We start from the raw sequence: 25,748 nt of genomic DNA, 5'->3' as shown, positions 1-25,748 counted from the left end.
TACGTACTGAAGACAACCGCTGGAGACGCCCGGTGAGTTCCCCCGACCGAGAAGTTCGCGCAGCGCGAAACGGTTCCGCGCGAGACAGTACGAGCCCGACCGGCCGACGGCCCGTGGTCGCGGTCACCGGCGCCGCCCGCGGCGTCGGTGCGCTGCTCACCCGGCGGCTCGCCGCGTCCGAGGAGGTCAAGCACGTCCTCGCCATCGACGAGCGCCGCGGCGACGTCAGTGAGGCGCAGTGGCATGTCCTGGACGTCCGCGACCCGGCGATCGCGGAGAAGCTGCGGGGCGCCGACGTCGTCGTCCACCTCGCGCTCGACCTGGACCTGGAGACCGATCCGGCCGCCCGCACCGCCTACAACGTTCGCGGCACCCAGACCGTGCTGACGGCCGCCGCGGCGGCCGGGGTGCACCGCGTGGTGCTGTGCACCTCGGCGATGGTCTACGGCGCGCACCCCGACAACGACGTGCCCCTCGACGAGGACGCCGAGCTGCGGGCGACCGCCGAGGCCACCGGCGTCGGCGATCTGCTGGAGATCGAACGCCTGGCCCGCCGCGCGCCCCGGGCGCACCCCGGGCTGAACGTCACCGTGCTGCGGCCCGCCGTCCTCGTCGGGGGTACGGACACGGCCCTGACCCGTTACTTCGAGTCGCCGCGGCTGCTGGTGGTGGCCGGGTCCCGGCCGGTGTGGCAGTTCTGCCACGTCGAGGACCTGGTGAGCGCCCTGGAGTTCGCCGCGCTGGAGAAGGCCGAGGGCGAGCTGGCGGTGGGCTGCGACGGCTGGCTGGAGCAGGAGGAGGTCGAGGAGCTCACCGGCATCCGCCGCATGGAGCTGCCGTCGGCCGTGGCGCTGGGGGCGGCCTCCCGGCTGCACCGCCTGGGTCTGACGCCGTCCCCCGCGGGCGACCTCGAGTACACGATGCACCCCTGGGTGGTCAGCGGCCACCGGCTGCACGCCGCCGGCTGGCGGCCGCGCTGGACCAACGAGGAGGTCCTGGCGGAGCTGCTGGAGGAGGTCGCCGGACGGCACACGGTCGCCGGCCGGCGGCTCGGCCGCAAGGACGCGACGGCGGCCGGCGCGGCCGGGGCCACCGTGGCGCTGCTGGGCACGGCGGCCCTGGTCCGGCGGGCGCGCAAGGCCCGGCGGCGGGTGTAGCGGGGGCTCCTGGCGGGGGGCTTACCCCGCGGGTGCCGGCGCCCTCCGGGGCGGGCGCCGGTAGGAATATCGCGGCCCGGCCCGGCCGGAGGGCGGCCGGCATACGGCACGATGGGGCGCATGTCCCGTACGTACGAAGATCCCTCCGGGCCCGCCGTCCCCGATCCGGGCCCCCTGCGTCTCGTGGCGGTCCGCGAGACCCCGCTCTCCCTGGACGAGGTCTTCGCCGCGGTGGGCGACCCCGCCGCCGGCGGCACCGCGCTCTTCGTGGGCACGGTGCGTGACCACGACGGCGGGGCCTCCGTCGCCGGGCTCGGCTACTCGGCGCACCCCACGGCCGGGGAGGCGCTGCGGCGGGTGGCCGAGAAGGTGGCGGCGGACTTCCCGGTGCGGGCGCTGGCCGCGGTGCACCGGGTCGGCGAGCTGACCATCGGGGACCTGGCCGTCGTCGTCGCCGTCTCCTGCCCACACCGCGCGGAGGCGTTCGCGGCCTGCCGCCGCCTCATCGACGACCTCAAGCGCGAGGTGCCGATCTGGAAGCACCAGGTCTTTTCCGACGGAACCGAAGAGTGGGTCGGCGCGTAGCGCCGTCGTTGTGGGGTGGTGGTCGGGTGACGGGTGGGCGGGTGGGCGCGTAGGGCCCGCCTCCGACGGTCCGGATGCCCCGGAACGGGCCACCCGAGTTGCGTAACCCCCGCCCTGACGTGAGCGTTGAGACGGCAGACGATTAATGTGCTCATCGGTAAGTCGCGAGGAGTAAGAGGTCGGAGGCCGTTATGGCGGCGCTCGCTTGGTTGCTGATCCCGGTTGCCGCGGCCGTGGCCGCCGCCCTGTGGGGAAGCTGGGCGGCCCGGAACCGCAAGGCAGGCGATGTCTCCGAGCTCGCGGGATACGCGAAGTTCCGCGAGGCCATGGAGCGTTCGGACTCCGGGGCCGGATCCGCGTAACGTGGTTCGGGCGGGCCCCGGGAGCCGGAATTCCGCGTGACTTGGGCCCCGGCAGGCACTTCTGCCCCGTACGGACCGCCCCGGAAGTGGACTGTCAGACCTGTCCCGTACTGTCGTTCCATGCCCCGCCGCACCGCGACGATGCTCGCCTCCCTGTTGACCCTGATCGCGCTGCTCTGCGCCGGCGTGCTGATCCCCGTGCCGTACGCGGAGATGTCGCCGGGGCCGACCGTGAACACCCTGGGCGATCACGACGGGGAGCCGGTGCTCCAGATCTCGGGGCGCAAGACGTATCCGACCAGCGGGCACCTCAACATGACCACGGTCCGGGTCACCGGCTCGCAGTACCGGATGAACATGATCGAGGCGGTCTACGGCTGGCTGGACCACGACAAGCTGGTGGTCCCGCACAGCACGCTCTACCCGGACGACAAGTCTCCCGACCAGCTCAACCAGGAGACCGCGGAGGAGTTCAGCCAGTCCCAGGAGAGCGCCAAGGTGGCGGCGCTCAAGCAGCTGGACATCCCCGTTCCCACCCGGGTCGTGGTGGCCTCCGTCGTCAAGGCGAGCCCCGCCGAGGGCGCGCTGCACGCGGGCGACGTGATCAAGACGGTGGACGGTTCCGAGGTCCGGCAGCCCGGTGACGTCGCGAAGTTCGTCACCCGGCACAAGCCCGGCGAGAAGGTCGCCTTCACGGTCGTCCCGGCCAAGGAGGCCGCCGCCGCGGAGAAGGAGAAGCGGCAGCCGCGCGGGACGGAGTCCGTCACCGTGGTGACGCGTGAGGCGCCCGGTGACAAGCGGGCCATCGTGGGCATCCAGGCGGGGACGGCGCACACCTTCCCGTTCCCGATCAACATCAAGCTGGCCGACGTCGGCGGGCCGAGCGCCGGCCTCATGTTCGCCCTGGGGATAGTCGACAAGTTGACACCGGACGACCTGACCGGCGGGAAGTTCGTCGCCGGCACCGGGACGATCGACGACGACGGCAAGGTCGGGCCGATCGGCGGCATCGAGATGAAGACGGTCGGCGCCCGGAACAAGGGGGCCCGGTTCTTCCTGACCCCCAAGGACAACTGCGCGGCCGCCGCCAAGGACACCCCGTCCGGGCTGACGCTCGTCAAGGTGGAGACGATAGGCGACGCGCTGAAGTCCCTGGAGAAGATCCGCAAGGGGGACGCGGCCGGCCTGCCGCGCTGCACGGCAGGCTAGCCACCCCGTCCCGGGCGGCCCCTTGGAACGGCGCTCAGTCCGCGAAGGTCGCGGCCAGCGCCTCGGCCAGGCCGGGCACCAGGTCCGGGCCGGTGAGCACCTCGGTCGGCGAGTCCTTCTCGCGCAGCCGGACGGCGGACTCGCGGGCCCCGTCCCGCAGCACGGCGACCGTCATCCGCACCTCCTGCCGCTCCGGGTGCTTCGCGACCCACTTGGCGAGCTGCTTCTCGTTCATCCCGTGAGGCACGGCCCCCTCGGCGGACGGCGGAAGCATCAGCCGCTCCACGGTCAGGGCGCAGCCCGTCACCGCGTCCGGCCAGGCGATGGTGGCGAGGAACTCGTCGAGGGCGGTGCCCGCGGGAAGTTCGTCCTGCTCGATGGGGGTGTAGGAGGGGGCGGGCGCGCCGCCGGCCGCCTCGTCGAGGCCGAGCTGGGCGGCCAGGGCGGGCTCCTGGGTGCGGAGCTTCGCGGTGTCGACGAGGGCGAAGAGCCGGGCGGGCTGGTCCCAGCCGAGGCCGGAGGCGTAGTCGTCGATCTCGAGGACGGCGCGGGTCAGCGGGCTGGCGGCCATCGGGGGCGTGCCCGCTTCGGGGCGATCGGGGTGGCTCGGGGAGCCGGCATTGCTGGACATGCCCAATATCGTGCCCTGAGAGGGGCCGAAATCGGGAACCGAGTAAAGCCTCGGTAAGTTGCCACACTGGGTCCTACTATCGCCAGGGCCTGATCGACAGCTCCCTTACAGCGAACTTCGAGGTGCGCACCTTGGCTTTCCAGATGCCGGACCGCGGCGGAGGCCCGACAGGGCCACGGATCAGAGTCGGCCGACCGTCCCGGCGTGTCCGGACCCTGCTGATGACCCTGGGTGTGCTGGCTGCGCTGGCCATGCTCTTCGTCATGTTCGCGGGGTTCTGGACGGACTGGCTCTGGTACCGCTCGGTGCACTATTCGTCGGTCTTCACCACCACCCTCGGCACCAAGATCGGCCTGTTCGCCGTCTTCGGCCTGCTGATGGCCGTGGCGGTGGGGTTCAACATCTGGCTGGCGCACCGGTTGCGCCCGCCGCTGAGCGCGATGTCGGCCGAGCAGCAGAGCCTCGACCGCTACCGGATGAGCATCGCGCCGTACAAGAAGTGGGTCCTGCTGGCGGTCACCGCGCTGGTCGGTCTGGTGGCGGGCGCGTCCGCGGCCGGGCAGTGGCGCACCTGGCTCCAGTGGATCAACGGCGTCTCCTTCCACCAGAAGGACCCGCAGTTCCACAAGGACATCTCCTTCTACACGTTCGACCTGCCCTGGTACCGCTTCCTGCTGAGCTTCGGCTTCGCGGCGGCCGTGCTGTCGCTGATCGCCGCGGCCCTGGTGCACTACCTCTACGGCGGTCTGCGGCTGACCAGCCCGGGCCACCGGGCCACCGCGGCGGCCACCGGGCACCTGTCCGTCCTGCTGGGCCTGTTCGTCGCGCTCAAGGCCGTGGCGTACTGGCTGGACCGGTACGGGCTGGCCGTGAAGTCGAGCGGGCTGCGGTCGGCGGACGGCTGGACGGGGCTGCGGTACGTGGACGCCAACGCCTATCTGCCGGCCAAGACGATCCTCTTCATCATCGCGCTGATCTGTGCGGTGCTGTTCTTCGCGACGCTCTGGCGGCGCACCTGGCAGCTGCCGGTCATCGGCTTCGGCCTGATGGTGCTCTCGGCGATACTGATCGGCGGGCTCTACCCGGCGATCGTGCAGAAGTTCCAGGTCTCGCCGAACGAGCAGACCAAGGAAGCGCCGTACATCGCCAAGAACATCAAGGCGACGCGGGCGGCGTACGGGATCGACGACACCAAGGTCGACGACCGGTACCCGGGCAAGAGCGACGCCGGCGGCAAGGACAAGAACAAGCTGCGCGAGATGGCGAACTCCACCGCGAGCCTGCGGCTGCTGGACCCGAACATCGTCTCGCCGGCCTTCCAGCAGGAGCGCCAGGACCGCGGCTACTACCAGTTCCCGTCCACCCTGGACGTCGACCGCTACACGGTGCAGGGCAAGGAGCAGGACACCGTCATCGGCCTGCGCGAGCTCAACATCAAGGGCATTCCCGAGCGGAACTGGATCAACGACCACTTCAAGTACACCCACGGCTACGGCGCGGTGACCGCCAAGGGCACCTCGGTGCCGAAGGGCGGCGGTCCGGACTTCCAGTCGGACGGCACCCTGGGCTCGTACGAGCCGCGCGTGTACTACGGGGAGAAGACCACCCAGTACTCCATCGTCGGCGGGCCGCAGAAGGAGATCGACAAGCCCGGTGACGAGGGCAAGGAGAGCTTCGGCTACGACGGCAAGGGCGGCGTCGCGCTGTCCAACCCGGTCAACCGCGCGGCGTACGCCGTGGCGTTCGGCGAGCCGAAGATCCTCTACTCGGGCGCCATCGGCAAGGGCTCCAAGATCCTCTACAACCGGACGCCGAAGGAGCGCGTCGAGGCGGTGGCGCCCTGGCTGACCATCGACGGCGACGCCTACCCCGCCGTGGTGGACCACCGCATCCAGTGGATCGTGGACGCCTATACGACGACCAACGGCTATCCGTACGCCTCCCGCACCACACTGGGCGACACCACCACCGACTCGTTGACGACCGGTCAACGCGCCGTTGTCGCACAGCAGAACCAGGTCAACTACATCCGCAACTCGGTGAAGGCGACCGTCGACGCCTACGACGGCACGGTCAAGCTCTACCAGTGGGACACCGAGGACCCGGTGCTCAAGACCTGGATGAAGGCGTTCCCGGGCACGGTCAAGCCGAAGGGCGAGATCAGCACGGACCTGAAGGCGCATCTGCGCTACCCGCAGGACCTGTTCAAGGTGCAGCGCGAGCTGCTGGCCCGCTACCACGTCACCGATCCGGCGGCGTTCTACACGGGCAGCCAGCGCTGGCAGGTGCCGGACGACCCGACCAACAAGGGCAACGCGGTGCCGCCGTACTACCTGAGCATGCGGATGCCGGACCAGAAGGACCAGACGTTCTCGCTGACGACGACCTTCACGCCCAAGAACCGCCCCAACCTGGGCGCGTTCATGGCGGTCGACGCGGACGCGAAGAGCGACGGCTACGGCCGGATCAGAATCCTCGAGCCCAAGGGCGCGGTCTGGGGCCCCGAGCAGGCGCAGAGCAATTTCAACAGCAATTCGGACGTCGCCAGCCTGATCAGGCTTCTCAAGGGCGGTGATTCCGAGGTCGAGTACGGAAATCTGCTGACCGTGCCTCTGGACGGCGGTTTCCTGTACGTGGAACCCGTGTACGTCCGCGGTGCCAGGGCGAATTACCCGCTGCTGCGGAAGGTGCTCGTCAACTACGGCGAGAAGATCGCCTTCAGGGACACCCTGGGTGAGGCCCTGGACGAGGTCTTCGGCAAGCAGCAGGGCGAGACCGGCAAGCAGCCGCCGGACACCACGCGTCCGTCCACCGCCAACCCCACGGTCAAGCAGGCGGTCAAGGACGCGCAGGACGCGTGGGCCGTCGGCCAGAAGGCGCTGGAGCAGAAGGACTTGGAGGCGTACGGAAAGGCGCAGAAGAGTCTGAAGGACGCCCTCGACCGGCTGGCCAAGGCCGAGGAGGAGGCCGAGAAGAAGGCGGACGGCAAGCCCGCCGGCAAGCAGGACGAGGGGAAGCGGACCGACGGTTAGCCGATGCCCCGCCCCGCGCCGTGGTACGGTTGTTCCACAACAGCGCGGGGTGGAGCAGCTCGGTAGCTCGCTGGGCTCATAACCCAGAGGTCGCAGGTTCAAATCCTGTCCCCGCTACTGAAGACAAGGCCCGGAGTCTCGGACTCCGGGCCTTGTCGTGCGTCCGGAGCGGTGGTAAGGGCCGCGCTCCGAGGCCGGCCGACGGGGGACCACCGTTCGCATCCGGCGCCACGCTGCTCTGTGCGGGTTATGTGCGGGGCTTTTGATTAGAGTTTGGGGCATCGCTGTGTCGGGAAGTCGGGAAGTCGACAAAACGCCGAAGTGACCTCACTGGCTACGGCATTCCAGGTGTACACGGGTTGCGGGAGTGCGACGATGGGACGTATGGGGGACAAGGCGAGGCTGGTGGACGCACGTCGGCTGGTAGGGGCTCCCGTCCGGGGGAGTGAGCAGGGGACCGACCGGGGGAGCGACCCGGACGGGCAAGGCGGGCAGGTCCCGTCCCAGACGTCCGTCACGGCCGCCGTGGGCGCCTCCGCGGACGCCGCCGATCTGGAGCTCGAAACCGCCCGCCGCCGCGCCGAATCCGGCGACCCCGCCGCCCTGAGCACCCTCGGCGCCCTGCTGCTGCGCCGCGGCGACCTGGACGCCGCCGAGCGCTGCCTGCGCGCCGCCACCGCCGAGGGCGACCGCTCCGCCGCCAACAACCTGGGTGTCCTGCTGCACCAGCGCGGCTACCCCGACGAGGCCGCCGCCTGGTGGCGCGTCGCCGCCGTCGCCGGTTCGGCCGCCGCCGCGCACGCCCTGGGCCGCTACCACCGCGAGCGCGGCGACGAGCCCGCCGCCGAGTACTGGCTGCGGCAGTCCGCCGAGTCCGGGCACGCCCTCGGCGCCTACGCCCTCGCCGACCTCCTGGAGCACCGCAGCGACGTGGGCGCGGAGCGCTGGTTCCGGTCCGCCGCCGAGCGGGGCCACCGCGAGGCGGCGTACCGCCTCGCCCGCATCCTCGACGGCCGCGCCCCCGGCTCCGCCGCCACCCGCCCCGGCGTCCTCCCCGGCCCGGCCCCGGCGGCCGGCGGCCGCCGCACCCCCGTCGGCGGCGGGGACACCTCCGTACGAGACCTGCGGGCCGCCGCCGCGGTCGGCAAGGAGCGCGGGCCCGCCGCCGAGGCCGAGCAGTGGTACCGCCAGGCCGCCGCCCGCGGCCACCGCCGCGCCGCCCTCCACCTGGGCACCCTGCTGGAGGCGCGCGGCGAGATCCAGGAGGCGGCCCGCTGGTACCTGACCTCCGCCAAGGACGGCGAGTCCCGCGCCGCCTGCGCCCTCGGCTTCCTGCTGCGCGACGCCGGCGACAACGACAGCGCCGCCGTCTGGTGGCGCCGGGCCGCCCAGGACGGCGACGGCAACGCGGCCAACGCCCTGGGTGCCCTGCACGCCGACCGCGGCGAGGCCCAGCAGGCCGAGCGCTGGTACCGCGCCGCCCTGGACGCCGGTGACGTCAACGGCGCGTACAACCTCGCCCTGCTCTGCGCCGAGCAGGGCCGGTCGGCCCAGGCCGAGCAGTGGTACCGGCGCGCCGCCTACGCGGGCCACCGGGAGGCCGCCAACGCCCTGGCCGTCCTCCTGCTCCAGGCCGGCGACCCGGCGGGCGCCGAGCCGTGGTTCTCCAAGGCGGCCGAGGCCGGCAGCGTCGACGCCGCGTTCAACCTGGGCATCCTGTACGCCGGGAGACACGACGAGCGGGAGGCGCTGCGCTGGTACGAGCGCGCCGCCGCCGCCGGCCACACCGAGGCCGCCCTCCAGGTCGCCATGGCCCTGCTGCGGGACGGCGGCCAGGAGGACGCCGAGGAGGCCGAGCGCCATCTGCGGGTCGCGGCCCGCGGCGGCAGCGCCGAGGCCGCGTTCCGGCTCGCGAGCCTGCTGGACCGGGAGGACCGCGGCGAGGGCGCCGCGGCCGAGTGCGAGGAGTGGTACGACCGCGCCGCCCGCCAGGGGCACCGGCGGGCCCAGGTGCGGCTCGGGATGATCGTGGCGGCCCGCGGCGACGTCGTCCGGGCCGCCCGCTGGTACCGGGAGGCGGCGGAGGCGGGCAGCCGGAACGGCGCGTTCAACCTCGGGCTGCTGCTGGCCCGCGAGGGCAGCGAGCCGGAGGCCGCGCTGTGGTGGACGCGGGCCGCCGAGGCCGGGCACGGCCGCGCGGCCCTCCGGCTGGCCCTGCTGGCCGCCCGGCACGGCGATCTCACGGAGGCCCAGCTGTGGTGCGCGCAGGCGGTCGAGTGCGGCCCGGCCGAGGTCGCCGAGCGGGCGGCGCGGCTGCGGGACGCCCTCCAGCAGGAGCTGTCGGCGTGACGGCGGCCCCGGCGGGGCCGCGTGGCGGAGCGGGCCGGACCGCGCGCCGCCGGACGGGGATCACCCGTTTGCATGGAACGCCTTGACCGGGTTACAGTTGGTTCATCGACGCGGGGTGGAGCAGCTCGGTAGCTCGCTGGGCTCATAACCCAGAGGTCGCAGGTTCAAATCCTGTCCCCGCTACTCTGAACGAAGGCCCGGATCCTCAGGATCCGGGCCTTCGTGCTGTGCCCGCACGCCGAACCCGAACCGGCCCGGAACGAACGCCCCCCCCCCGGCGCCCGCCGTTCCGTCACGCCTCCGAGCAGCCCGGGCACACCCCGCGGTAGGTCACCTCGACCGCGGACACCCGGAAGCCGAAGCGCTCCTCCGCCGGCAGCCCGGCGAGGAGGTCCCCGGAGGGGTGGACGTCGCGGATGGTGCCGCAGCGGGAGCACACCAGGTGCTGGTGCGCGTGGTGGGCGTTCGGGTCGTAGCGTTTCGCCCGGCCGTCGGTGCTCACCTCGATGATCTCGCCGAGGGACACCAGTTCGCCGAGCGTGTTGTAGACCGTCGCCCGGGAGATCTCCGGGAGCAGTTCGGTCGCCTTGGCGTGCACTTCGTCGGCGGTGTAGTGCACATGGTCCCCGTCGAGCACCTCGGCGACGACGCGCCGCTGCGCGGTCAGCCGCCAGCCACGTCCCCGGAGCCGTTCCAGCAGGTCACTCATGCCATTCACCCATCAGTCAGATAGGACCAGCCTAGCAGCGGCAGCCGTCTACCACTGGATCCGGTTTTTATGTCAGCTCCATCTTGACTTAGACAAAGTCCAATGTAAGGATCGATCTCGCCGCGGGGCCGAAGAGGACCGGCCGGGCGGGCAGGACCGAGAAGACGGAGGCGTACGTGACGGTTCAGGACGAGGCCATGACCACAACGGGCCCGCTGACCACGGAGTCCGGAGCTCCGGTCGCGGACAACCAGAACAGTGAGACCGCGGGCATCGGTGGCCCCGTCCTGGTGCAGGACCAGCTGCTGCTGGAGAAGCTCGCGCACTTCAACCGCGAGCGGATCCCGGAGCGCGTGGTGCACGCCCGCGGCGCCGGCGCCTACGGCACCTTCACCGTGACGCAGGACGTCACCCGGTGGACCAGGGCGAACTTCCTGTCGCAGGTCGGGAAGCAGACGGAAACGTTCCTCCGCTTCTCCACCGTCGCCGGCAACCTCGGCTCGGCGGACGCGGTGCGCGACCCGCGCGGCTTCGCGCTGAAGTTCTACACCGAAGAGGGCAACTACGACCTCGTCGGCAACAACACGCCGATCTTCTTCATCCGCGACGCCATCAAGTTCCCCGACTTCATCCACACCCAGAAGCGCGACCCGTACACCGGCTCGCAGGAGGCGGACAACGTCTGGGACTTCTGGGGTCTGTCGCCCGAGGCCACCCACCAGGTGACCTGGCTCTTCGGCGACCGCGGCATCCCCGCCTCGTACCGCCACATGGACGGCTTCGGCTCGCACACCTACCAGTGGAACAACGAGGCCGGCGAGGTCTTCTGGGTCAAGTACCACTTCAAGACCGACCAGGGCATCAAGAACCTCACGCAGGAGGAGGCCAACCGGCTCGCCGGCGAGGACCCCGACTCCCACCAGCGTGACCTGCGCGAGTCCATCGAGCGCGGCGACTTCCCGAGCTGGACGGTGTCCGTCCAGATCATGCCGGCGGACGAGGCGGCGACCTACCGCTTCAACCCGTTCGACCTGACCAAGGTCTGGCCGCACGCGGACTACCCGCTGCACGAGATCGGCAAGCTGGAGCTCAACCGCAACCCCGACAACGTCTTCGCCGAGGTCGAGCAGTCCGCCTTCTCGCCGTCGCACTTCGTGCCCGGCATCGGACCGTCCCCCGACAAGATGCTCCAGGGCCGGCTGTTCGCCTACGCCGACGCCCACCGCTACCGCGTCGGCATCAACGCCGACCAGCTGCCGGTGAACCGCCCGCACGCCACCACGGCCCGCACCTACGGCCGGGACGGCTACGCCTACGACGGCCGCCACGGCCGGGCGAAGAACTACGAGCCGAACAGCTTCGGCGGCCCCGCGGAGACCGGACGGCCGCTGTGGCAGCCGGTCCCCGTCACCGGGGTCACCGGCAACATCGCGACTCCCACGCACGCCGAGGACAACGACTTCGTCCAGGCGGGCAACCTCTACCGGCTGATGACGGAGGAGGAGAAGGAGCGCCTGATCGCCAACCTCGCGGGCTTCATCGCCAAGGTGTCGCGCGACGACATCGCGGAGCGGGCGATCAACAACTTCCGCCAGGCGGACCCCGACTACGGCAAGCGGCTGGAGGCCGCGGTCCAGGCCCTGCGCGGCTAGGGCGCTTGTCGTAAGAAACGGAGAGGCCGGACGCCATGGGGCTCCGGCCTCTCCGGCTGTCCGCCTGTCCGTCGAAGGGCGGCCGGCCGGCTCACGCCGTCAGCGCCGCCCCGTCCCGCCGTGGCACCCCGTGCGCCACCCAGCAGCGGATGACGTCGCGCACCGAGACCACGCCCACGGTCTCCTGGCCGTCCAGCACGATCAGATGCCGGAACTCCCCGCGCGACATGGCGGTGGCGGCCTCCTCCAGCGTCCACTCCGGCGCCGCGAAGACCACGTCGGAGGTGGTGTGGCGGTGGGCGGTCTCCCGGTCCGGGTCGCACCCGGCGCCGAGCGCGTTGAGGACGTCGCGTTCGGTCAGGATGCCCAGGCCGCTGGTGTCGGGGTCGAGGACGACGGCCGCGCCGACCCGCCGTGCGGACATCAGCCGGGCGGCCTGCCGGAGGGTGTGGGCGGGGCCGATGGTGAGGACGATCGTGCTCATGGCGTCGCGGACGAGCATGGGCGGGCCACCTCCTGCGGGGCGCTTTCACGCATTCACAAGCTGCTCCTCAGCGTGACACGCGACGCCCCGGCGGGGAAGAGGACGGCAATCGGCCGCTTTGCCGACTTTTTACGCCGTCTTTGAGGTTTCGCGCGGCCGAACGGGCTGTGACGTTCCTGCCGCCACCCCGTCCGCCACCGGGACCCCTCAGGCGCGCAGATACCCCAGCAGCTCGTCGTGCAGCAGCCCGTTCGACGCGGCGGCGTTCCCGCTGTGCGGCCCCCGCCGTCCGTCCAGCCCCGTGAACCGGCCGCCGGCCTCCTCCACGATGACGACGTTCGCCGCCATGTCCCACAGCGACAGCTCGGGCTCCGCGCAGATGTCCACCGAGCCCTCGGCGACCATCATGTACGGCCAGAAATCGCCGTAGCCACGCGTCCGCCAGCAGTCCCGCGTCAGGTCCAGGAAGCGCGGCAGCAGCCCGCGCTCCTCCCAGCCCGACAGCGAGGAGTACGCGAACGAGGCGTCCGCCATGCGCTCGACCTTGGAGACCGTCAGCCGGCTCGCGGACGACAGGCTGCGCCCGGTGTACGCGCCCGAGTCCTTCGCCGCCCACCACCGCCGGCCCAGCGCCGGGGCCGACACCACGCCGACGACCGGCTGGTAGTCGACGGTGCCCTCGTGCTCCGTCTGGACCATGAGGGAGATCAGCGTCGCCCAGACGGGCACCCCGCGCACGTAGTTCTTCGTGCCGTCGATCGGGTCGATGACCCAGCGGCGCGGGCCGAGGCCCTCGCCGCCGAACTCCTCGCCGAGCACGGCGTCGCGGGGCCGCGCCCGCTGGAGGTGACCGCGGATCAGCTCCTCGGCGGCCTTGTCGGCCTCGCTCACCGGGGTCATGTCCGGTTTGGTCTCGACCTTGAGGTCGAGGGCCTTGAACCGTTCCATGGTCGCCGCGTCGGCGGCGTCCGCCAGGACATGGGCCAAACGCAGATCATCGTGGTAGTCGGACATAACAGGAACACTACCCGCGGGCCCCCTCCGCGCACGTGCGGCCCGCCCGGGCTCTTGACACCGTCTGGTGGTGCGTCAATTCTGTGGCCACAACCGTCGTGCGGCCGCCAGGCCCCGGGAGGCGACGATGCCCGCGGCACGAGAGCTCCTGCTGGACGCGGCCTACACGGCGCTCGGCATCCGGCCCTGGCACGGGGTCCGGATGGTCGACGTGGCGGCCGCCGCCGGGGTGTCCCGGCAGACCCTGTACAACGAGTTCGGCAGCAAGGACGGCCTGGCCCGGGCTCTGGTCCGGCGCGAGGCCGAGTCTTTCCTGGCCGGTGTGGAACGCTCGCTGGCCGACGCCGTCGAGCGGGAGGACGCCGACGCCGGCGACTGCTGCGCGGCCGCGGCCGTCTGGACGCTGCGCACCGCGCGGGTCAACCCGCTGGTCCGCGCGGCCCTCACCGGCTGCCGCGGCGAGCGGCTGCCCGCCCAGGCGGCCCCCGCCGTACCGGCGCCGCGCACCCCGCCGTCACCGGTGACGGCCCGGAGCGCCCCCACGCCCGGCACCCTGGTGGAGCGCATCACCGGCAGCGCGGCCGGGGCGGCCGGCGAGGCCACCGCCAGGACCGGCCGCCCGCCGGACCCGGACGTGCTGCGCCGGGCCTGCGAGGCCGCCGTCCGGATGACCCTGTCGTACGTGGTCGCCCCGGCCGGTTCCGACACCGAGGCGGCCGAGGAGGTGGCCGGCGTGGTCAGGACGCTGCTCGGCGGCGGGCGGGAGTGATCCCCGGGATCCGGCGCGCTCAGTGCGCGGAGCCCGACAGCTGGAGCCCGATCACCCCGACGATCACGAACGCGATCGAGACCAGCTTCAGCGTGGAGACCAGGTCGTCCAGGAAGACCATGCCGTAGATCGCCGTCCCGGCCGCGCCGATGCCCGTCCACACCGCGTAGGCCGGGCCCACGTCCAGCTTCCGGAGGGAGAGGGTCAGCAGGCCGAAGCTGCCGAGGGCGAAGCAGGCGAAGGCGATCGTCGGCCACAGGCGGGTGAAGCCGTGCGAGAGTTTGAGGCAGACGGCGAAGCCGGTTTCCAGAAGCCCTGCGACCACGACCAGCAGCCACGCCATCAGTTTCGCCTCCCGTGTCGTCGACCGCCCCGTCCGTCCCGGTGCTGTTGCACTTGCCATCGGCGGTCATGCGCAAACGTAGGCGATCAGTCGCCTTCGCGCCGCTCCCGGGTGGCCAGAAGCCGGCGCAGCGAGTACAGCCGCTGCGGGTCCGCGTGCCCGTCCGTGACCCACTGGTCCAGCGCGCAGTCCGGCTCGTCATGGCTGCACGCGCGCGGGCAGCCCTCGGTGCCCGGCACCAGGTCCGGGAAGGCGTGGATGACGCGCGAGGGGTCGATGTGGTTCAGCCCGAACGACCGCACGCCCGGGGTGTCGATCACCCAGCCGTCACCGCTGGGCAGCGGCAGGGCCAGCGCCGACGTGGTGGTGTGCCGGCCGCGGCCGGTGACCGCGTTGACGTGCCCGGTGGCCCGCTGCCGGTCCGGGACGAGCGCGTTGACGAGCGTGGTCTTGCCGACGCCGGAGTGCCCGACGAACGCGGTGACCCGGCCGTTGAGCCGCTCCCGCACCCGCTCCGCGGCCTCCCCGACGGCCAGCTCCTCGCGGTTGGTGACCACGTAGGGCAGGCCCAGCGCGCCGTAGGACTCCATCAGCTTCTCGGCCGGGGCGAGGTCCGACTTGGTCAGGACGAGCAGCGGTTCGAGACCCGCGTCGTACGCCGCGACCAGGCAGCGGTCGATCAGCCGGGGGCGCGGCTCGGGGTCGGCCAGGGCGGTGACGATGGCCAGTTGGTCGGCGTTGGCGACCACGACCCGCTCGAACGGGTCGGTGTCGTCGGCCGTCCTGCGCAGCACCGAGCGGCGCTCCTCGACCCGGACGATCCGGGCGAGGGTGTCCTTCTGTCCGCTGAGGTCACCGACGACCGCGACCCGGTCGCCGACGACGACGCCCTTGCGGCCCAGCTCGCGCGCCTTCATGGCCATGACGATGCGGTCCTCGACGAGGACCGTCAGCCGGCCCCGGTCGACGGTGAGGACGAAGCCCTCGGCGGCGTCCTCGTGCTTGGGGCGGATGCTGGTCCGCGGCCGGTTGCCCTTGCGGTTGGGGCGGACGCGGACGTCGTCCTCGTCGGTGTGCTTGCCGTAGCGGCGCATGGTGTTCCGGTTCCCTCAGGCTCTCGGCACCGTCGTCGCCCCCGCGACGGATCCGAGCATGCCGTGCCAGAGCTCCGGGAAGTCGGGCAGGGTCTTGGCGGTGGTCGCCACGTTCTCCACCTCGACACCCGGGACGGTGAGGCCGAGCACCGCCGCGGCGGTGGCCAGCCGGTGGTCCTCGTAGGTGTGGAAGACGCCGCCGTGCAGCGGGCGCGGGCGGATGCGCAGGCCGTCGGCGGTCTCGGTGACGTCGCCGCCGAGCTCGTTGATCTCCTTGGCCAGCGCGGCCAGCCGGTCCGTCTCGTGCAGCCGCAGGTGGGCGATGCCGCGCAGCTCGGACTCGGAGTCGGCGAGCGCGGCCACCGCGGCGATCACCGGGGTGAGCTCGCCGACCTCGTGCAGGTCCGCGTCGATGCCGGCGATCCGGCCGGTGCCGGTGAACGTCAGGCCCGCGTCGGTCAGTTCGCAGCTGCCGCCCATGGCGGTGAAGATGTCGCGCAGTGCGTCACCCGGCTGCGTGGTGCGCTCGGGCCAGTCCGGGATGGTGACCCGGCCGCCGGTGACCAGGGCCGCCGCCAGGAACGGCGCCGCGTTCGACAGGTCGGGCTCGACCACCAGGTCGCGGCCGAGGAGGGCGCTGGGGGAGACCCGCCACACGTCGGGCTCGCCGCCGGACTCGGGGGTGTCCACCTGGGCGCCGGCGGCGCGCAGCATCTCGACCGTCATCCGGATGTGCGGCAGCGAGGGCAGTGCCGAGCCGACGTGCCGCACCTCCACGCCCTGGTTGAAGCGCGGGCCGGAGAGCAGCAGCGCGCTCACGAACTGGGACGACGACGAGGCGTCGATCTCCACCGGACCGCCCTCCAGCGCCCCGGCGCCGTGCACGGTCAGCGGCAGCGCGCCGCGGTCGTTGTCGTCGATCCGGGCGCCCAGCGCGCGCAGCGCGTCGATCACGCCGTGCAGCGGGCGCTCGTAGCTGCGCGGGTCGCCGTCGAAACGGACCGGGCCGTCGGAGAGCGCCGCGACCGGCGGCAGGAAGCGCATGACCGTGCCCGCGTTGCCGACGTCGACCGTGGCCGGGCCGTGCAGCCGGGCCGGGATGATCCGCCACGCCTCGCCGGAGCCGTCGTGGTCTCCCTCGGAGCTGGAGGAGACGGTCTCCTCGATGCCGACGCCCATGGCGCGCAGCGCCTCCGCCATCAGCAGGGTGTCGCGCGAGCGCAGCGGGCGGCGCAGCCAGCCGGGCTCGGCGGCGAGCGCCGCGAGGACGAGGCCGCGGTTGGTCACCGACTTGGAGCCGGGCACGGTGACGGTCGCGTCGACGGCCCCGGTCGCGGTGGGAGCGGGCCAGAGGTCGGTGGGCGCGGGGCTCTCGGTCATGCCCCTAACCTTACGGCCTCACCGAGGGCGGTGACCGGGCCCTACGGGCGCGCGGCCCCCGCCGTCGCGCGCCCGGACGCCCGCCGGATCAACCGCCGGACGCCCGCCGGATCAGCCGCCGGTTCACCCCCGGAGCAGCAGGTTGCCGCCGGCCAGCAGCGCGGCCAGCGCGACCACGTGGAAGAAGAGCAGCCACAGCACCGGCGTCACCCCGGTCAGCCGGCCGAGCTGGTCGGCGTCGGAGTCCGCCGCCGCCCCGAACCGGCGCTTGCGCTGGAGCTCGAAGGACGGCCGCACGCCCCCCAGCAGCAGGAACCACACCACCCCGTAGGCGAACGCCGCCCGCACCTCCGGGCCGGCCAGCCAGGAGACCAGGACGAAGGCCGCGCCGGTGAGCACCACCGTCAGCGCGCCGTACGCGTTGCGGATCATCACCAGCATGGCGGCCAGCAGCGCCGCCGCCACCCACAGCAGGGCCGTGACGTGCCCGGTGGACAGCGCCCAGGCGCCGGCCAGGCCGAGCAGCGAGGGCGCGGGGTAGCCGGCGGCCGCGGTGAGGACCATGCCGAAGCCGGTCGGCCGTCCGCGCGAGACCGTGAGTCCCGAGGTGTCCGAGTGCAGCCTGATGCCGTCCAGGGTCCGGCCGCTGAGGAGCGCCACCAGGCCGTGGCCGCCCTCGTGGGCGATGGTGATCGCGTTGCGCGTCACCCGCCAGACCCGGGGCGGGACGATCGCCGCCAGGGCGACCAGCCCGGTGCCGACGACGGTCCAGACCGAGGGCCCGGACTGGCTGCCGGCCAGGCGGTCCCACAGGTCGGTGGCGGTGGTGCTGTCCATGGTGGGGCCGCTCCTTGCGCGTTCGTGGTCCGTGCTGAGGGACGGCCGGCGCCGGGTGACGGTTCCGGGCCGGAGTGTCCGGCCCGTGCGGCAGCATGGTCGGTGGCAGACGTGACGGAGAAGAACCGAGGGGCGGTCGGACATGTGCGGGCGGTACGCGGCGAGCCGGGGGCCGGAGGATCTGGCCGGGCTCCTGGACGTGGAGGTGTGGGAGCCGGAGGAGACCCTGGCGCCGGACTGGAACGTGGCGCCCACCAAAGAGGTGTACGCCGTCCTGGAGCGCCCGCTCAAGGGCGCGCATGACCGGCGCCCGGTCCGGCAGCTGCGCGTCCTGAAGTGGGGGCTCGTCCCTTCCTGGGCGAAGTCGCCGGAGGGCGCCGCCCGCATGATCAACGCCCGGGCGGAGACGGTGCACGAGAAGCCGTCCTATCGGCGGGCGTTCGCGGAGCGGCGCTGCCTGCTCCCGGCGGACGGTTACTACGAGTGGGTCACCGGCGCACAGGAGCGCGAGCTGGAGGTGCAGGGCCGCCGCAAGCGCCCCCGGAAGCAGCCCTATTTCGTGACGCCCGCCGACGGCTCGGTCATGGCGATGGCCGGCCTCTACGAGTTCTGGCGCGACCGCACCCTCCCCGACGACCACCCGGCGGCCTGGTGGGCCACCTGCTCGGTGATAACCACCGAGGCCGACGACCGCCCGTTCGCCGGCGGCACCGAGGACGGCCCGCGCTCCCTGGCCGGGATCCACCCCCGGATGCCGCTGGTCCTGCCGCCCGACCGCTGGGCCGCCTGGCTCGACCCGGCGCGTACGGACCCGGAGGAGCTGCGCTCGCTGCTCGCCCCGCCCCCGCCCGGGCTGGTGCGCGCGTACCCGGTGACGACGGCGGTCAGCGACGTCCGCAACAACGGGCCGGAGCTGGTGACCGAGCTGGCGGCGCCGGAGGAGACGACGCTGTTCTGACACGGCGTGGCGCCGGGGGCGGGCACGGCAGGATGGCCGCGTGACGACGAAGAAACCACTGACGGAGAGCGTGGAGACCCCCGCGGGCGAGGCCCGCGTCCACTGGCACCCCGCGCCGGAGCCCCGCCTGGTGCTCGCCCTCGGCCATGGCGCCGGCGGCGGCGTCGAGGCCCGCGACCTCCAGGCCCTGGCCGCCGCCCTGCCCGCGCACGGGGTGACCGTGGCACTCGTGGAGCAGCCCTGGCGGGTGGCCGGCAGGAAGGTGGCCCCGGCGCCCCGGGCCCTCGACACGGCCTGGCGCGCCCTGTGGCCCGTGCTCGCCGCGCCCGGGCTCCCCGTCGTCGCGGGCGGCCGGAGCGCGGGGGCGCGCGTCGCCTGCCGGACGGCGGCGGAGCTGGGCGCGGTCGCGGTGCTCGCGCTGAGCTTCCCGCTCCACCCGCCGGGCCGGCCGGAGAAGTCCCGGGCGGAGGAGCTGCTCGGCGCCGGGGTGCCGGTCCTCGTCGTCCAGGGCGCCCGCGATCCGTTCGGCCGTCCCGAGGAGTTCCCGCCCGGCGTCACGCCGGTCGCCGTGCCCGGCGGGGACCACGGGTTCGCGGTGCCGAAGAGCGCCGCGAAGAACGGCGGCGTCACCCAGGAGGACGCACTGGCGGTGATCACCGACGCCGTGGCCGGCCGGCTGACGGAGCTGCCGGGCGGCTGAGGCGGGTGCCGGGCCTCCGGAACCGGCCGGGGGACCGGCGGGGCCGGCGGGAATGGGACGGGCCGTGCCGATGTTGAGCACCACGTACGACACGCACCGGCACATGACAAAGGATTGGGAGACCCGCCCCATGGGTTCGATCGCATGCCTGTCCCGCCCCAGCACCGCAGACCGGGGCCGGCCGGTCGTCATGGGCAGTCTGGCCGGAGCGGCGGGTTCGGCCGGTTCGGCAGGTCATCGTCTATTCTCCGAATCGAGCGGGTCCGCCCAGGGCTCGTCCAAGCTTTCGGAGGAGGTGGGTCCGGTCGTGGGTACCGACGCGGGGACGCACGGCGAGGAGCACCCCCCCGCCCAGGCCGCGGAGAGCACGGCGGAGCGCAACGCCCGCTTCGAGCGCGACGCGCTGACCTTCCTCGACCAGATGTACTCCGCCGCCCTGCGGATGACCCGCAATCCGGCGGACGCCGAGGACCTGGTCCAGGAGACGTACGCGAAGGCCTACGCGTCCTTCCACCAGTTCCGTGACGGCACGAACCTCAAGGCGTGGCTGTACCGCATCCTGACCAACACCTTCATCAACTCGTACCGCAAGAAGCAGCGCGAGCCGCTGCGCAGCGCGTCCGAGGAGATCGAGGACTGGCAGCTGGCGCGTGCCGAGTCGCACATGTCCCAGGGGCTGCGGTCCGCCGAGTCGCAGGCGCTCGACCACCTGCCGGACTCCGATGTCAAGGAGGCCCTTCAGGCCATTCCCGAGGAATTCCGCATAGCGGTCTACCTCGCGGACGTCGAGGGGTTTGCCTACAAGGAGATCGCGGACATCATGGGTACCCCCATCGGCACGGTGATGTCCCGCCTCCACCGGGGCCGACGGCAGCTGCGCGGTCTGCTGGAGGACTACGCCCGCGAGCGTGGCCTGGTCCCGGCCGGGGCCGCCGCGCCGCACGGTTCCGACGCGTCGCACAATGGGAAGGGCTCGGACTCATGAGCTGCGGAGAGCCGCACGAGACGGACTGCTCTGAAGTCCTCGACCACCTTTACGAGTACCTCGACCGCGAGATGCCGGACGGCGACTGTGCCAAGTTCGAGGTGCACATCGACGAATGCTCCCCCTGCCTGGAGAAGTACGGGCTGGAGCAGGCGGTCAAGAAGCTGGTCAAGCGCTGCTGCGGGCATGACGACGTCCCCGCCGACCTGCGCTCCAAGGTGATGGGCCGGATCGAGCTCATCCGCGCCGGCGAGTCCGTGCCGGAGCAGGACGTGGTGGCCGAGGCCCGCGCGGCCGAGGCCGAAGCCCGGAGCGTCCCGCAGGACTGAGCCGGGTGCCCGGGGAGCCCGGCGCGAACGGCCCCGGAACCCGCATCAAAACGGCCGCCCGGCGAACGTCACCCGAACGGACGGCGGTTCCCGCCGATCCGGCCGTGAGCGCCGCGCGTGAGCCTATTCTCCCCATCCCGACAGCGAGTCCGGATGGGGAGGACATGTCATGGAGGCAGTCCCGGCGGCGGCGCGCGCCTGGATCTCCGGTGCCGTGGGCGCGGCGGTCCTGAGCACGCTGCCCGCCGTGCGGGACCCCGCCGCCGCCCCCTGGGGAACGACCGTCCTCCTGGCGGCCGTCGGCGCCCTCGGCGGGCTCCGGCCGCGCCGCGCGCCGGTGCCGCCGGCGCTGCTGCTGGCCGTGGTGCTGCTGCCGCCGGCCGCCGCCGCGCTGGCCGCCGTGCCGGGCGGCCTCCTCTCCCCGGCCCGCCGCCCGGGACGTGAACGCCCGGACGGCCGGCGCCGGTTGGGGCGCGCCGCGCTCCTCGCGCTCGCCGCGACGACCGCCGCCCTGTGCTTCGGCGCCGCCCGCGCCGCCCTGCCGCCCGGCCTTTTGGGCGCGCTGCCCGCCGTGCTGGCCGCCGCCCTCGTCCTCGCGCTCGTGAGCCTGGTGAGCGCCGGCGTCCCCCGCGCCGGATGCCGCCCGGCGGTCCGGCGGCCCGCCCTCCTGGGGCCCGCGCTGGGCTTCGCGCTGCTCCACGGGCCGGCCGCGCTGCTCGCGGCCGAGCTGTGGCGCAGCGCCTACGGGCCGGTGGCCGCCCTGCTGGTCCTGCTGCCGCACACCGTCCCCGTCCGGCCCGCGGCCGGCGCCCGGCGGGAGCGCGCCGACCGCGGCGCGACGGTCCGGGCGCTGGTCGAGGCGGTCGACCTCAAGGACCACTACACGCGAGGTCACGGCGAGCGGGTCGGCCTGCTCGCCCTGCGGATCGGCCGCGAACTCGGCGTGGCCGGCGACCGGCTGGAGGCCCTGCGCATCGCCGGCACCCTGCACGACCTGGGCAAACTCGGCGTCCCCACCCGGGTGTTGCGCAAGGACGGCCCGCTCACCGGCGAGGAGCGGCGCATCGTCCGGCTGCACCCCGAGTACGGGGACGAGCTGGTGCGCGGCGTCGCGATTCCCGACGAGGCGCGGGAGGCGATCCTCCACCACCACGAGCGGCTGGACGGCAGCGGCTACCCCCACGGGCTGACGGGCCACCGGATCCCGGAGGCGGCCCGGATCGTGGCCGTCGCCGACGCCTTCGACGCCATGACTTCCACCCGCACCTACAGCCGCGCCCGCCCGGTCCCCGCCGCGCTCGCCGAACTCCGCCGCTGCGCCGGCACCCAGTTCGATCCGCGCATGGTCGAGGCGCTCGCGCGGGCCCTGGCACGGGACGGCCTGCCGGGGGTCCCGGTGCTGGACGAAACCGCAGTTCCCGATTGCGGAAACGTCCCTCTTGATCACGGCGCCACACCGCCCCGGTCCACGCCTCCGGCCGGGCGCCCGTACGAACGCGCCCCCGGCCGGTGCCCGGCCGCCCCGAGCGGCGCCCGCCCGCCGGGTGCGGCTCCCGAGACCGGCCCGTACGCCTCCCGCCAACTCCTGCTCGCCCCGGACCCCGGCCGCACGGCCGGCCCGAGCCCGGCCGGGGAGCCCGCGGACGAGGGCCCGTACGAAGCCGCCTCGGAGCGCCCCCCCCGGCGTCCCGGACCCGGGCCGTCCGCCCGGCCCACGCCCACCCGGGGAGCCTGCGGCCGAGCACCCGTACCGCCGCCCCCCGCCCGTCCCCGACCACCGTCCTCCCGGGCGGCGCCCGCTGCCCGCCCCCGTACCGCCGCCCGGGGCCCACCGGTGACCGCCGTGTCCGGCGCCCGGCTGGTGCGTACCGTCCATCTGCTGACCGGCGGCGGGGCCCTGCTCGCGCTCGCCTGGACCGCGCTCCACGGCGTCCAGCAGCCGCGGACCGCCTGTGCGTACGGGCTGCTCATCGCGCTGGGCGAGGCCGCGGGGCGGCGGCCGGAGCGGCTCGGGGCGCGGGGTGGCGCCCCGGTCGGCGCCGCGGGGGCCCTGGCCTACGCCCTGCTCGCGGACGGCGGTGTGCCGCAGGCCGTCGCCGTGGTGTCCGGCTCCAGCCTCACCGGCCTCTCCGGTGCCGCGGGCCGCCGGGACCGGCTGGCCCGCCGCCTCGTCGCCACGGCCCTCGTCGCCGGCTGCCGCCCCGCGCTCCCCGGCGCGGGACCGGCCGTTCCCGGGCCCGCGCAGGGGCCGTCCTACGCCCTGGCGCTGCTGCTGCTCCTCGCCCTGGCCGCCCTCGCCGACGCCGCCCTCGCGGCGGCCCTCGCCCGGGCCCGTACCGGCTGCTGCCCCTACCCGGCGGCCCTCCGCGCCGAACTGCGCGCCCTCCCCGCCACCGCCCCGGCGGTCTGCGCCACCGCGGTGGTGGCCGCCCTGGCCCCCGCCGTCGCCGGGCCGTGGGTGCTGCCCTTCTGCTGTCTGCCCCTGCTCGCCGTGCGGCTCGCCGCGGGCCGCGCGGAGGCGCGCGAGAGCTGCCCGCCCGCCGTCGCCTCGCTCGCCCGCGCGACCGACCTCGCGGGATGCACCCCCGCCGGTCACGCACGGCGCGTAGCCGCCCTCAGCCGTGCCGTCGGCCGCGAGCTCGGTATGGCGGAGCGCGACCTCGCCGTCGTCGAGTACGCGGCGCTGATGCACGACGTGGGCCAGCTCTCACTCGTCGACCCGGTCCCCGCCGGGGCCACCGAGCCGCTGCCCGCCGAGGAGCGGCGTCGGCTGGCCCGGCTCGGCGGGAGCGTGGCGCGGCTGGCCCCGCTGGACGCCGCCGTCGCGCCGGTCGTCGCGGACGCCGTGGAACGCCAGGCCGACCCCTACCGCGAGCAGCCGCTCGCCGCCCGCGTCGTCCGGACCGCCAACGCCTACGACGAGCTCACGGCCCCCGGTGGCCCCGGCGGCCCCGCACGCGGCGGGCGCGGGGAATCGGCGCGCGCCCTGGAGCGGCTGCGCCGGGCCACCGCGTACGACCACGAGCCCCGGGTGGTGGAGGCGCTCGCGCGCGTGCTCGCGCGCGGCGCGCCGGTGTGCCCGGACCCGTGAGACGCCCGCCGCGTCCCGAGTAGCACGACTAACCCACGGGTAATGAGCGGGCGTCCGACGGGGCATGGTTGGATGCGAAGAGAAGGACGCGGCGTACGCAGGAACGCGGAGCACGCAGAGGACGAACGACCGACAATCGTGACGGGAAAGCGGGATCGGGGGGTGTCATGAGCGCTGTTGCGGCGTATGCGTCGTGGAGGGCACGGTTCCCCGGTACGACGGCCCGGCCCGCGGGCGGGACCGTCAGCAAGGCGTGGCGGGCGGCCGTCGGGGAGGACGGCGCCGGTCACCAGAGCTCTCCGGCGTGGGTGCACGCGGGACGTCGAGAAACCAGCAGGCGGACATCGTGAGGATCTTCGGCAGGGTACGGCACCGGCCTTCCGCCTCGTGGCGGCAGGCCACCGACCGTGCCTTCACGCTCATCGGCGACGGCCGGTACGAGGACGCCGGCGCGCTCCTGACGCGCGCCGCGGACATGGAGCCGTGGCTGTCCGAGTCCTGGTTCAACCTGGCCCTGCTGCACAAGTTCCGGCACGACTGGGAGCAGGCCCGCGCCGCCGGCCTCCGCGCGGTGGCGCTGCTGGACCGCGACGCGGGCGCCCCCGACTGGTGGAACGTGGGCATCGCCGCCACCGCCCTCCAGGACTGGCCGCTGGCCCGCCGCGCCTGGCAGGCGTACGGGCTGCGGGTGCCCGGCGACGGCGGCCCGGCCGGCGAGCCGCTCGGGATGGAGCTGGGCAGCGCGGCCGTGCGGCTGTCGCCCGAGGGCGAGGCCGAGGTGGTCTGGGGCCGCCGGCTCGACCCGGCCCGCATGGAGGTGCTGTCCATCCCGCTGCCGTCCTCCGGCCGCCGCTGGGGCGAGGTCGTGCTGCACGACGGCGTCCCGCACGGCGAGCGGGTGACCGCCGCCGGCCCGTCGTACCCGGTCTTCGACGAGATCGAGCTGTGGGCCCCCTCGCCGGTGCCGACCTGGGTCGTCCTGCTGGAGGCCGCCACCGAGGCGGACCGGGACGCGCTGGAGCGGCTGGCGGCCGACGCCGGGTTCGCCGCCGAGGACTGGTCCTCGTCCGTGCGGCTGCTGTGCCGCACGTGCTCGGAGAGCCGGATGCCCAGCGACGAGGGCGACGGCGAGCACCTGGACCCGCACGACCACAGCGAGCCGGGCCACCCCGGCCCGCTCGGCCACCGCACGGCCGGCTCCGGCCTGCTGTGGGTGCCCGAGCGCGAGTGCGGCATCGCGGCCCCCGCCGGGCTGGTCCGCGGGCTGCTGGACGGCTGGGTCGCGGACAGCCCGGACACCCGTGAGTGGCGGGATCTGGAAGAGGTCTGCTGAGCCGCCGGGCCGGGTCCGCTTACCCTGGATGGGCCCTGGGCTCCAGGGCGTGACAGTGCATTCGGGTTGTGAGAGAGGCATACGGCGGCGATGGCGCAGCAAGAGACCGATCAGCCGGTGAACGACGAGTTCATCGTGGACACCGAGGACTGCGAGGAGCGGGAGACCGCGCACCGCGAGCGCGGCACGTCGCGTCCGATCACCGTGGTCGGCAACCCCGTCCTGCACAAGGAGTGCAAGGACGTCACGGAGTTCGACGACAAGCTGGCGCGGCTCATCGACGACATGTTCGCCAGCCAGCGGACCGCCGAGGGCGTCGGCCTCGCCGCCAACCAGATCGGCGTCGACCTCAAGGTGTTCGTCTACGACTGCATGGACGACGAGGGCGTCCGGCACGTGGGCCACGTCTGCAACCCGGTCCTGGACGAGCTCCCCGCCGACCGCCGGATCCTCGACGACTCCAACGAGGGCTGCCTGTCCGTCCCGACGGCGTACGCCCCGCTGGCCCGCCCCGACTACGCGGTGGTGCGCGGCCAGGACATGAACGGCAACCCGATCGCCGTCCAGGGCACCGGCTACTTCGCCCGCTGCCTCCAGCACGAGACGGACCACCTGTACGGCTACCTGTACATCGACCGCCTCTCCAAGCGCGACCGCAAGGACGCGCTCCGGCAGATGGCCGAGGGCACGCCCCGCTACCCGGTCGTCCCCAACGACTGACCCGCCGGGGCGTGCGCTCGCGGGG

At 73.7% G+C, this 25,748-nt stretch carries 22 protein-coding genes and 2 tRNA genes; 16 read left to right on the top strand and 8 right to left on the bottom strand.

Going from position 1 to position 25,748, the window contains the following annotated elements; all coding sequences use genetic code 11:
* Window positions 1–32 precede the first annotated feature (32 nt).
* The 3 genes from K7I03_RS10865 to K7I03_RS10855 all read left to right on the top strand — a co-directional run bounded on the left by K7I03_RS10865 (window position 33) and on the right by K7I03_RS10855 (window position 3,313).
* The gene (locus K7I03_RS10865) at window positions 33–1,157 is read left to right on the top strand and encodes an SDR family oxidoreductase (protein WP_040887362.1); all 1,125 of its coding nucleotides are present in this window, start codon (window positions 33–35) and stop codon (window positions 1,155–1,157) included.
* A 111-nt stretch (window positions 1,158–1,268) separates the two neighbouring features.
* Entirely contained in the window at window positions 1,269–1,742 is a 474-nt protein-coding gene (locus tag K7I03_RS10860; protein ID WP_185941685.1) for a molybdenum cofactor biosynthesis protein MoaE, read from the top strand.
* A gap of 482 nt (window positions 1,743–2,224) precedes the next feature.
* Complete coding sequence (locus K7I03_RS10855; RefSeq protein WP_185941684.1) at window positions 2,225–3,313, top strand: YlbL family protein; 1,089 nt, start codon at window positions 2,225–2,227, stop codon at window positions 3,311–3,313.
* A gap of 34 nt (window positions 3,314–3,347) precedes the next feature.
* On the opposite strand, the gene K7I03_RS10850 is transcribed toward K7I03_RS10855, so the two are convergent.
* On the bottom strand, window positions 3,348–3,944 hold the full coding sequence (locus tag K7I03_RS10850; RefSeq protein ID WP_224346991.1) for a PPA1309 family protein: 597 nt from the start codon (window positions 3,942–3,944) through the stop codon (window positions 3,348–3,350).
* A gap of 143 nt (window positions 3,945–4,087) precedes the next feature.
* Between K7I03_RS10850 and K7I03_RS10845 the strand changes: the two genes are divergently transcribed.
* The 4 genes from K7I03_RS10845 (at window position 4,088) to K7I03_RS10830 (ending at window position 9,508) form a co-directional block, all read left to right on the top strand.
* A complete protein-coding gene (locus K7I03_RS10845; RefSeq protein WP_185941866.1) occupies window positions 4,088–6,976 on the top strand; it encodes a UPF0182 family membrane protein in 2,889 nt (962 codons plus the stop codon).
* Between the two features lie 43 nt (window positions 6,977–7,019).
* Window positions 7,020–7,093 (top strand) — tRNA-Met (locus K7I03_RS10840).
* 267 nt (window positions 7,094–7,360) lie between these two features.
* Window positions 7,361–9,325 (top strand): tetratricopeptide repeat protein, encoded by a 1,965-nt coding sequence (locus tag K7I03_RS10835; RefSeq protein ID WP_398856968.1) that lies wholly within the window; start codon window positions 7,361–7,363, stop codon window positions 9,323–9,325.
* Window positions 9,326–9,434: 109 nt separating this feature from the next.
* A tRNA-Met gene (locus K7I03_RS10830) sits at window positions 9,435–9,508 on the top strand.
* Between the two features lie 109 nt (window positions 9,509–9,617).
* On the opposite strand, the gene K7I03_RS10825 is transcribed toward K7I03_RS10830, so the two are convergent.
* Window positions 9,618–10,034, bottom strand: a complete 417-nt coding sequence (locus K7I03_RS10825) for a Fur family transcriptional regulator (RefSeq protein WP_185940285.1) — start codon at window positions 10,032–10,034, stop codon at window positions 9,618–9,620.
* Between the two features lie 197 nt (window positions 10,035–10,231).
* Between K7I03_RS10825 and K7I03_RS10820 the strand changes: the two genes are divergently transcribed.
* Window positions 10,232–11,686, top strand: a complete 1,455-nt coding sequence (locus K7I03_RS10820) for a catalase (protein ID WP_185940713.1) — start codon at window positions 10,232–10,234, stop codon at window positions 11,684–11,686.
* A 91-nt stretch (window positions 11,687–11,777) separates the two neighbouring features.
* Here K7I03_RS10820 and K7I03_RS10815 read toward each other — a convergent pair whose 3' ends face one another.
* Complete coding sequence (locus K7I03_RS10815) at window positions 11,778–12,188, bottom strand: CBS domain-containing protein (RefSeq protein WP_185940284.1); 411 nt, start codon at window positions 12,186–12,188, stop codon at window positions 11,778–11,780.
* A 189-nt stretch (window positions 12,189–12,377) separates the two neighbouring features.
* Window positions 12,378–13,184, bottom strand: a complete 807-nt coding sequence (gene hisN, locus K7I03_RS10810; protein WP_185940283.1) for a histidinol-phosphatase — start codon at window positions 13,182–13,184, stop codon at window positions 12,378–12,380.
* 127 nt (window positions 13,185–13,311) lie between these two features.
* On the opposite strand from hisN, the gene K7I03_RS10805 reads away from it, so the two are divergent.
* Window positions 13,312–13,953, top strand: coding sequence for a TetR family transcriptional regulator (locus K7I03_RS10805; protein WP_185940282.1), 642 nt, complete (start codon window positions 13,312–13,314; stop codon window positions 13,951–13,953).
* Window positions 13,954–13,972: 19 nt separating this feature from the next.
* On the opposite strand, the gene K7I03_RS10800 is transcribed toward K7I03_RS10805, so the two are convergent.
* The 4 genes from K7I03_RS10800 to K7I03_RS10785 form a co-directional block, all read right to left on the bottom strand.
* Window positions 13,973–14,296: a DMT family transporter gene (locus K7I03_RS10800; protein ID WP_171167244.1), complete on the bottom strand. Its 324-nt coding sequence runs from the start codon at window positions 14,294–14,296 to the stop codon at window positions 13,973–13,975.
* An 86-nt stretch (window positions 14,297–14,382) separates the two neighbouring features.
* Entirely contained in the window at window positions 14,383–15,390 is a 1,008-nt protein-coding gene (gene rsgA, locus K7I03_RS10795) for a ribosome small subunit-dependent GTPase A (RefSeq protein ID WP_185940281.1), read from the bottom strand.
* A gap of 15 nt (window positions 15,391–15,405) precedes the next feature.
* Window positions 15,406–16,770: a 3-phosphoshikimate 1-carboxyvinyltransferase gene (aroA, locus tag K7I03_RS10790; RefSeq protein ID WP_185940280.1), complete on the bottom strand. Its 1,365-nt coding sequence runs from the start codon at window positions 16,768–16,770 to the stop codon at window positions 15,406–15,408.
* A 123-nt stretch (window positions 16,771–16,893) separates the two neighbouring features.
* The gene (locus K7I03_RS10785) at window positions 16,894–17,607 is read right to left on the bottom strand and encodes a M50 family metallopeptidase (RefSeq protein ID WP_185940279.1); all 714 of its coding nucleotides are present in this window, start codon (window positions 17,605–17,607) and stop codon (window positions 16,894–16,896) included.
* A gap of 142 nt (window positions 17,608–17,749) precedes the next feature.
* Between K7I03_RS10785 and K7I03_RS10780 the strand changes: the two genes are divergently transcribed.
* From K7I03_RS10780 to def, 7 genes are all read left to right on the top strand, one after another.
* Window positions 17,750–18,565: an SOS response-associated peptidase gene (locus tag K7I03_RS10780; RefSeq protein WP_185940278.1), complete on the top strand. Its 816-nt coding sequence runs from the start codon at window positions 17,750–17,752 to the stop codon at window positions 18,563–18,565.
* 40 nt (window positions 18,566–18,605) lie between these two features.
* Window positions 18,606–19,265 (top strand): alpha/beta hydrolase family protein, encoded by a 660-nt coding sequence (locus K7I03_RS10775; RefSeq protein WP_185940277.1) that lies wholly within the window; start codon window positions 18,606–18,608, stop codon window positions 19,263–19,265.
* A 295-nt stretch (window positions 19,266–19,560) separates the two neighbouring features.
* On the top strand, window positions 19,561–20,250 hold the full coding sequence (locus K7I03_RS10770) for a sigma-70 family RNA polymerase sigma factor (RefSeq protein ID WP_224346990.1): 690 nt from the start codon (window positions 19,561–19,563) through the stop codon (window positions 20,248–20,250).
* Entirely contained in the window at window positions 20,247–20,579 is a 333-nt protein-coding gene (rsrA, locus tag K7I03_RS10765; protein ID WP_185940275.1) for a mycothiol system anti-sigma-R factor, read from the top strand. The genes K7I03_RS10770 and rsrA overlap by 4 nt, the downstream gene beginning before the upstream one ends.
* 169 nt (window positions 20,580–20,748) lie before the next feature.
* Complete coding sequence (locus K7I03_RS10760) at window positions 20,749–23,670, top strand: HD domain-containing phosphohydrolase (protein WP_224346989.1); 2,922 nt, start codon at window positions 20,749–20,751, stop codon at window positions 23,668–23,670.
* 346 nt (window positions 23,671–24,016) lie between these two features.
* Window positions 24,017–25,003, top strand: a complete 987-nt coding sequence (locus K7I03_RS10755) for a tetratricopeptide repeat protein (RefSeq protein WP_004937538.1) — start codon at window positions 24,017–24,019, stop codon at window positions 25,001–25,003.
* A 90-nt stretch (window positions 25,004–25,093) separates the two neighbouring features.
* Entirely contained in the window at window positions 25,094–25,723 is a 630-nt protein-coding gene (def, locus tag K7I03_RS10750) for a peptide deformylase (RefSeq protein WP_185940273.1), read from the top strand.
* Window positions 25,724–25,748 lie beyond the last annotated feature (25 nt).

It is taken from the genome of Streptomyces mobaraensis (assembly GCF_020099395.1).
Taxonomy (GTDB): domain Bacteria; phylum Actinomycetota; class Actinomycetes; order Streptomycetales; family Streptomycetaceae; genus Streptomyces.
This window is presented reverse-complemented; position numbering and strand designations above follow the sequence as displayed.

Coding starts and splice junctions, on each gene's coding strand:
- K7I03_RS10860 (WP_185941685.1), top strand. CDS start 1,269: ATGGGGCGCATGTCCCGTACGTACGAAGATCCCTCCGGGCCCGCCGTC.
- K7I03_RS10855 (WP_185941684.1), top strand. CDS start 2,225: ATGCCCCGCCGCACCGCGACGATGCTCGCCTCCCTGTTGACCCTGATC.
- K7I03_RS10850 (WP_224346991.1), bottom strand. CDS start 3,944: ATGTCCAGCAATGCCGGCTCCCCGAGCCACCCCGATCGCCCCGAAGCG.
- K7I03_RS10845 (WP_185941866.1), top strand. CDS start 4,088: ATGCCGGACCGCGGCGGAGGCCCGACAGGGCCACGGATCAGAGTCGGC.
- K7I03_RS10835 (WP_398856968.1), top strand. CDS start 7,361: ATGGGGGACAAGGCGAGGCTGGTGGACGCACGTCGGCTGGTAGGGGCT.
- K7I03_RS10825 (WP_185940285.1), bottom strand. CDS start 10,034: ATGAGTGACCTGCTGGAACGGCTCCGGGGACGTGGCTGGCGGCTGACC.
- K7I03_RS10820 (WP_185940713.1), top strand. CDS start 10,232: ATGACCACAACGGGCCCGCTGACCACGGAGTCCGGAGCTCCGGTCGCG.
- K7I03_RS10815 (WP_185940284.1), bottom strand. CDS start 12,188: ATGCTCGTCCGCGACGCCATGAGCACGATCGTCCTCACCATCGGCCCC.
- hisN (WP_185940283.1), bottom strand. CDS start 13,184: ATGTCCGACTACCACGATGATCTGCGTTTGGCCCATGTCCTGGCGGAC.
- K7I03_RS10805 (WP_185940282.1), top strand. CDS start 13,312: ATGCCCGCGGCACGAGAGCTCCTGCTGGACGCGGCCTACACGGCGCTC.
- K7I03_RS10800 (WP_171167244.1), bottom strand. CDS start 14,296: ATGGCGTGGCTGCTGGTCGTGGTCGCAGGGCTTCTGGAAACCGGCTTC.
- rsgA (WP_185940281.1), bottom strand. CDS start 15,390: ATGCGCCGCTACGGCAAGCACACCGACGAGGACGACGTCCGCGTCCGC.
- aroA (WP_185940280.1), bottom strand. CDS start 16,770: ATGACCGAGAGCCCCGCGCCCACCGACCTCTGGCCCGCTCCCACCGCG.
- K7I03_RS10785 (WP_185940279.1), bottom strand. CDS start 17,607: ATGGACAGCACCACCGCCACCGACCTGTGGGACCGCCTGGCCGGCAGC.
- K7I03_RS10780 (WP_185940278.1), top strand. CDS start 17,750: ATGTGCGGGCGGTACGCGGCGAGCCGGGGGCCGGAGGATCTGGCCGGG.
- rsrA (WP_185940275.1), top strand. CDS start 20,247: ATGAGCTGCGGAGAGCCGCACGAGACGGACTGCTCTGAAGTCCTCGAC.
- K7I03_RS10760 (WP_224346989.1), top strand. CDS start 20,749: ATGGAGGCAGTCCCGGCGGCGGCGCGCGCCTGGATCTCCGGTGCCGTG.
- def (WP_185940273.1), top strand. CDS start 25,094: ATGGCGCAGCAAGAGACCGATCAGCCGGTGAACGACGAGTTCATCGTG.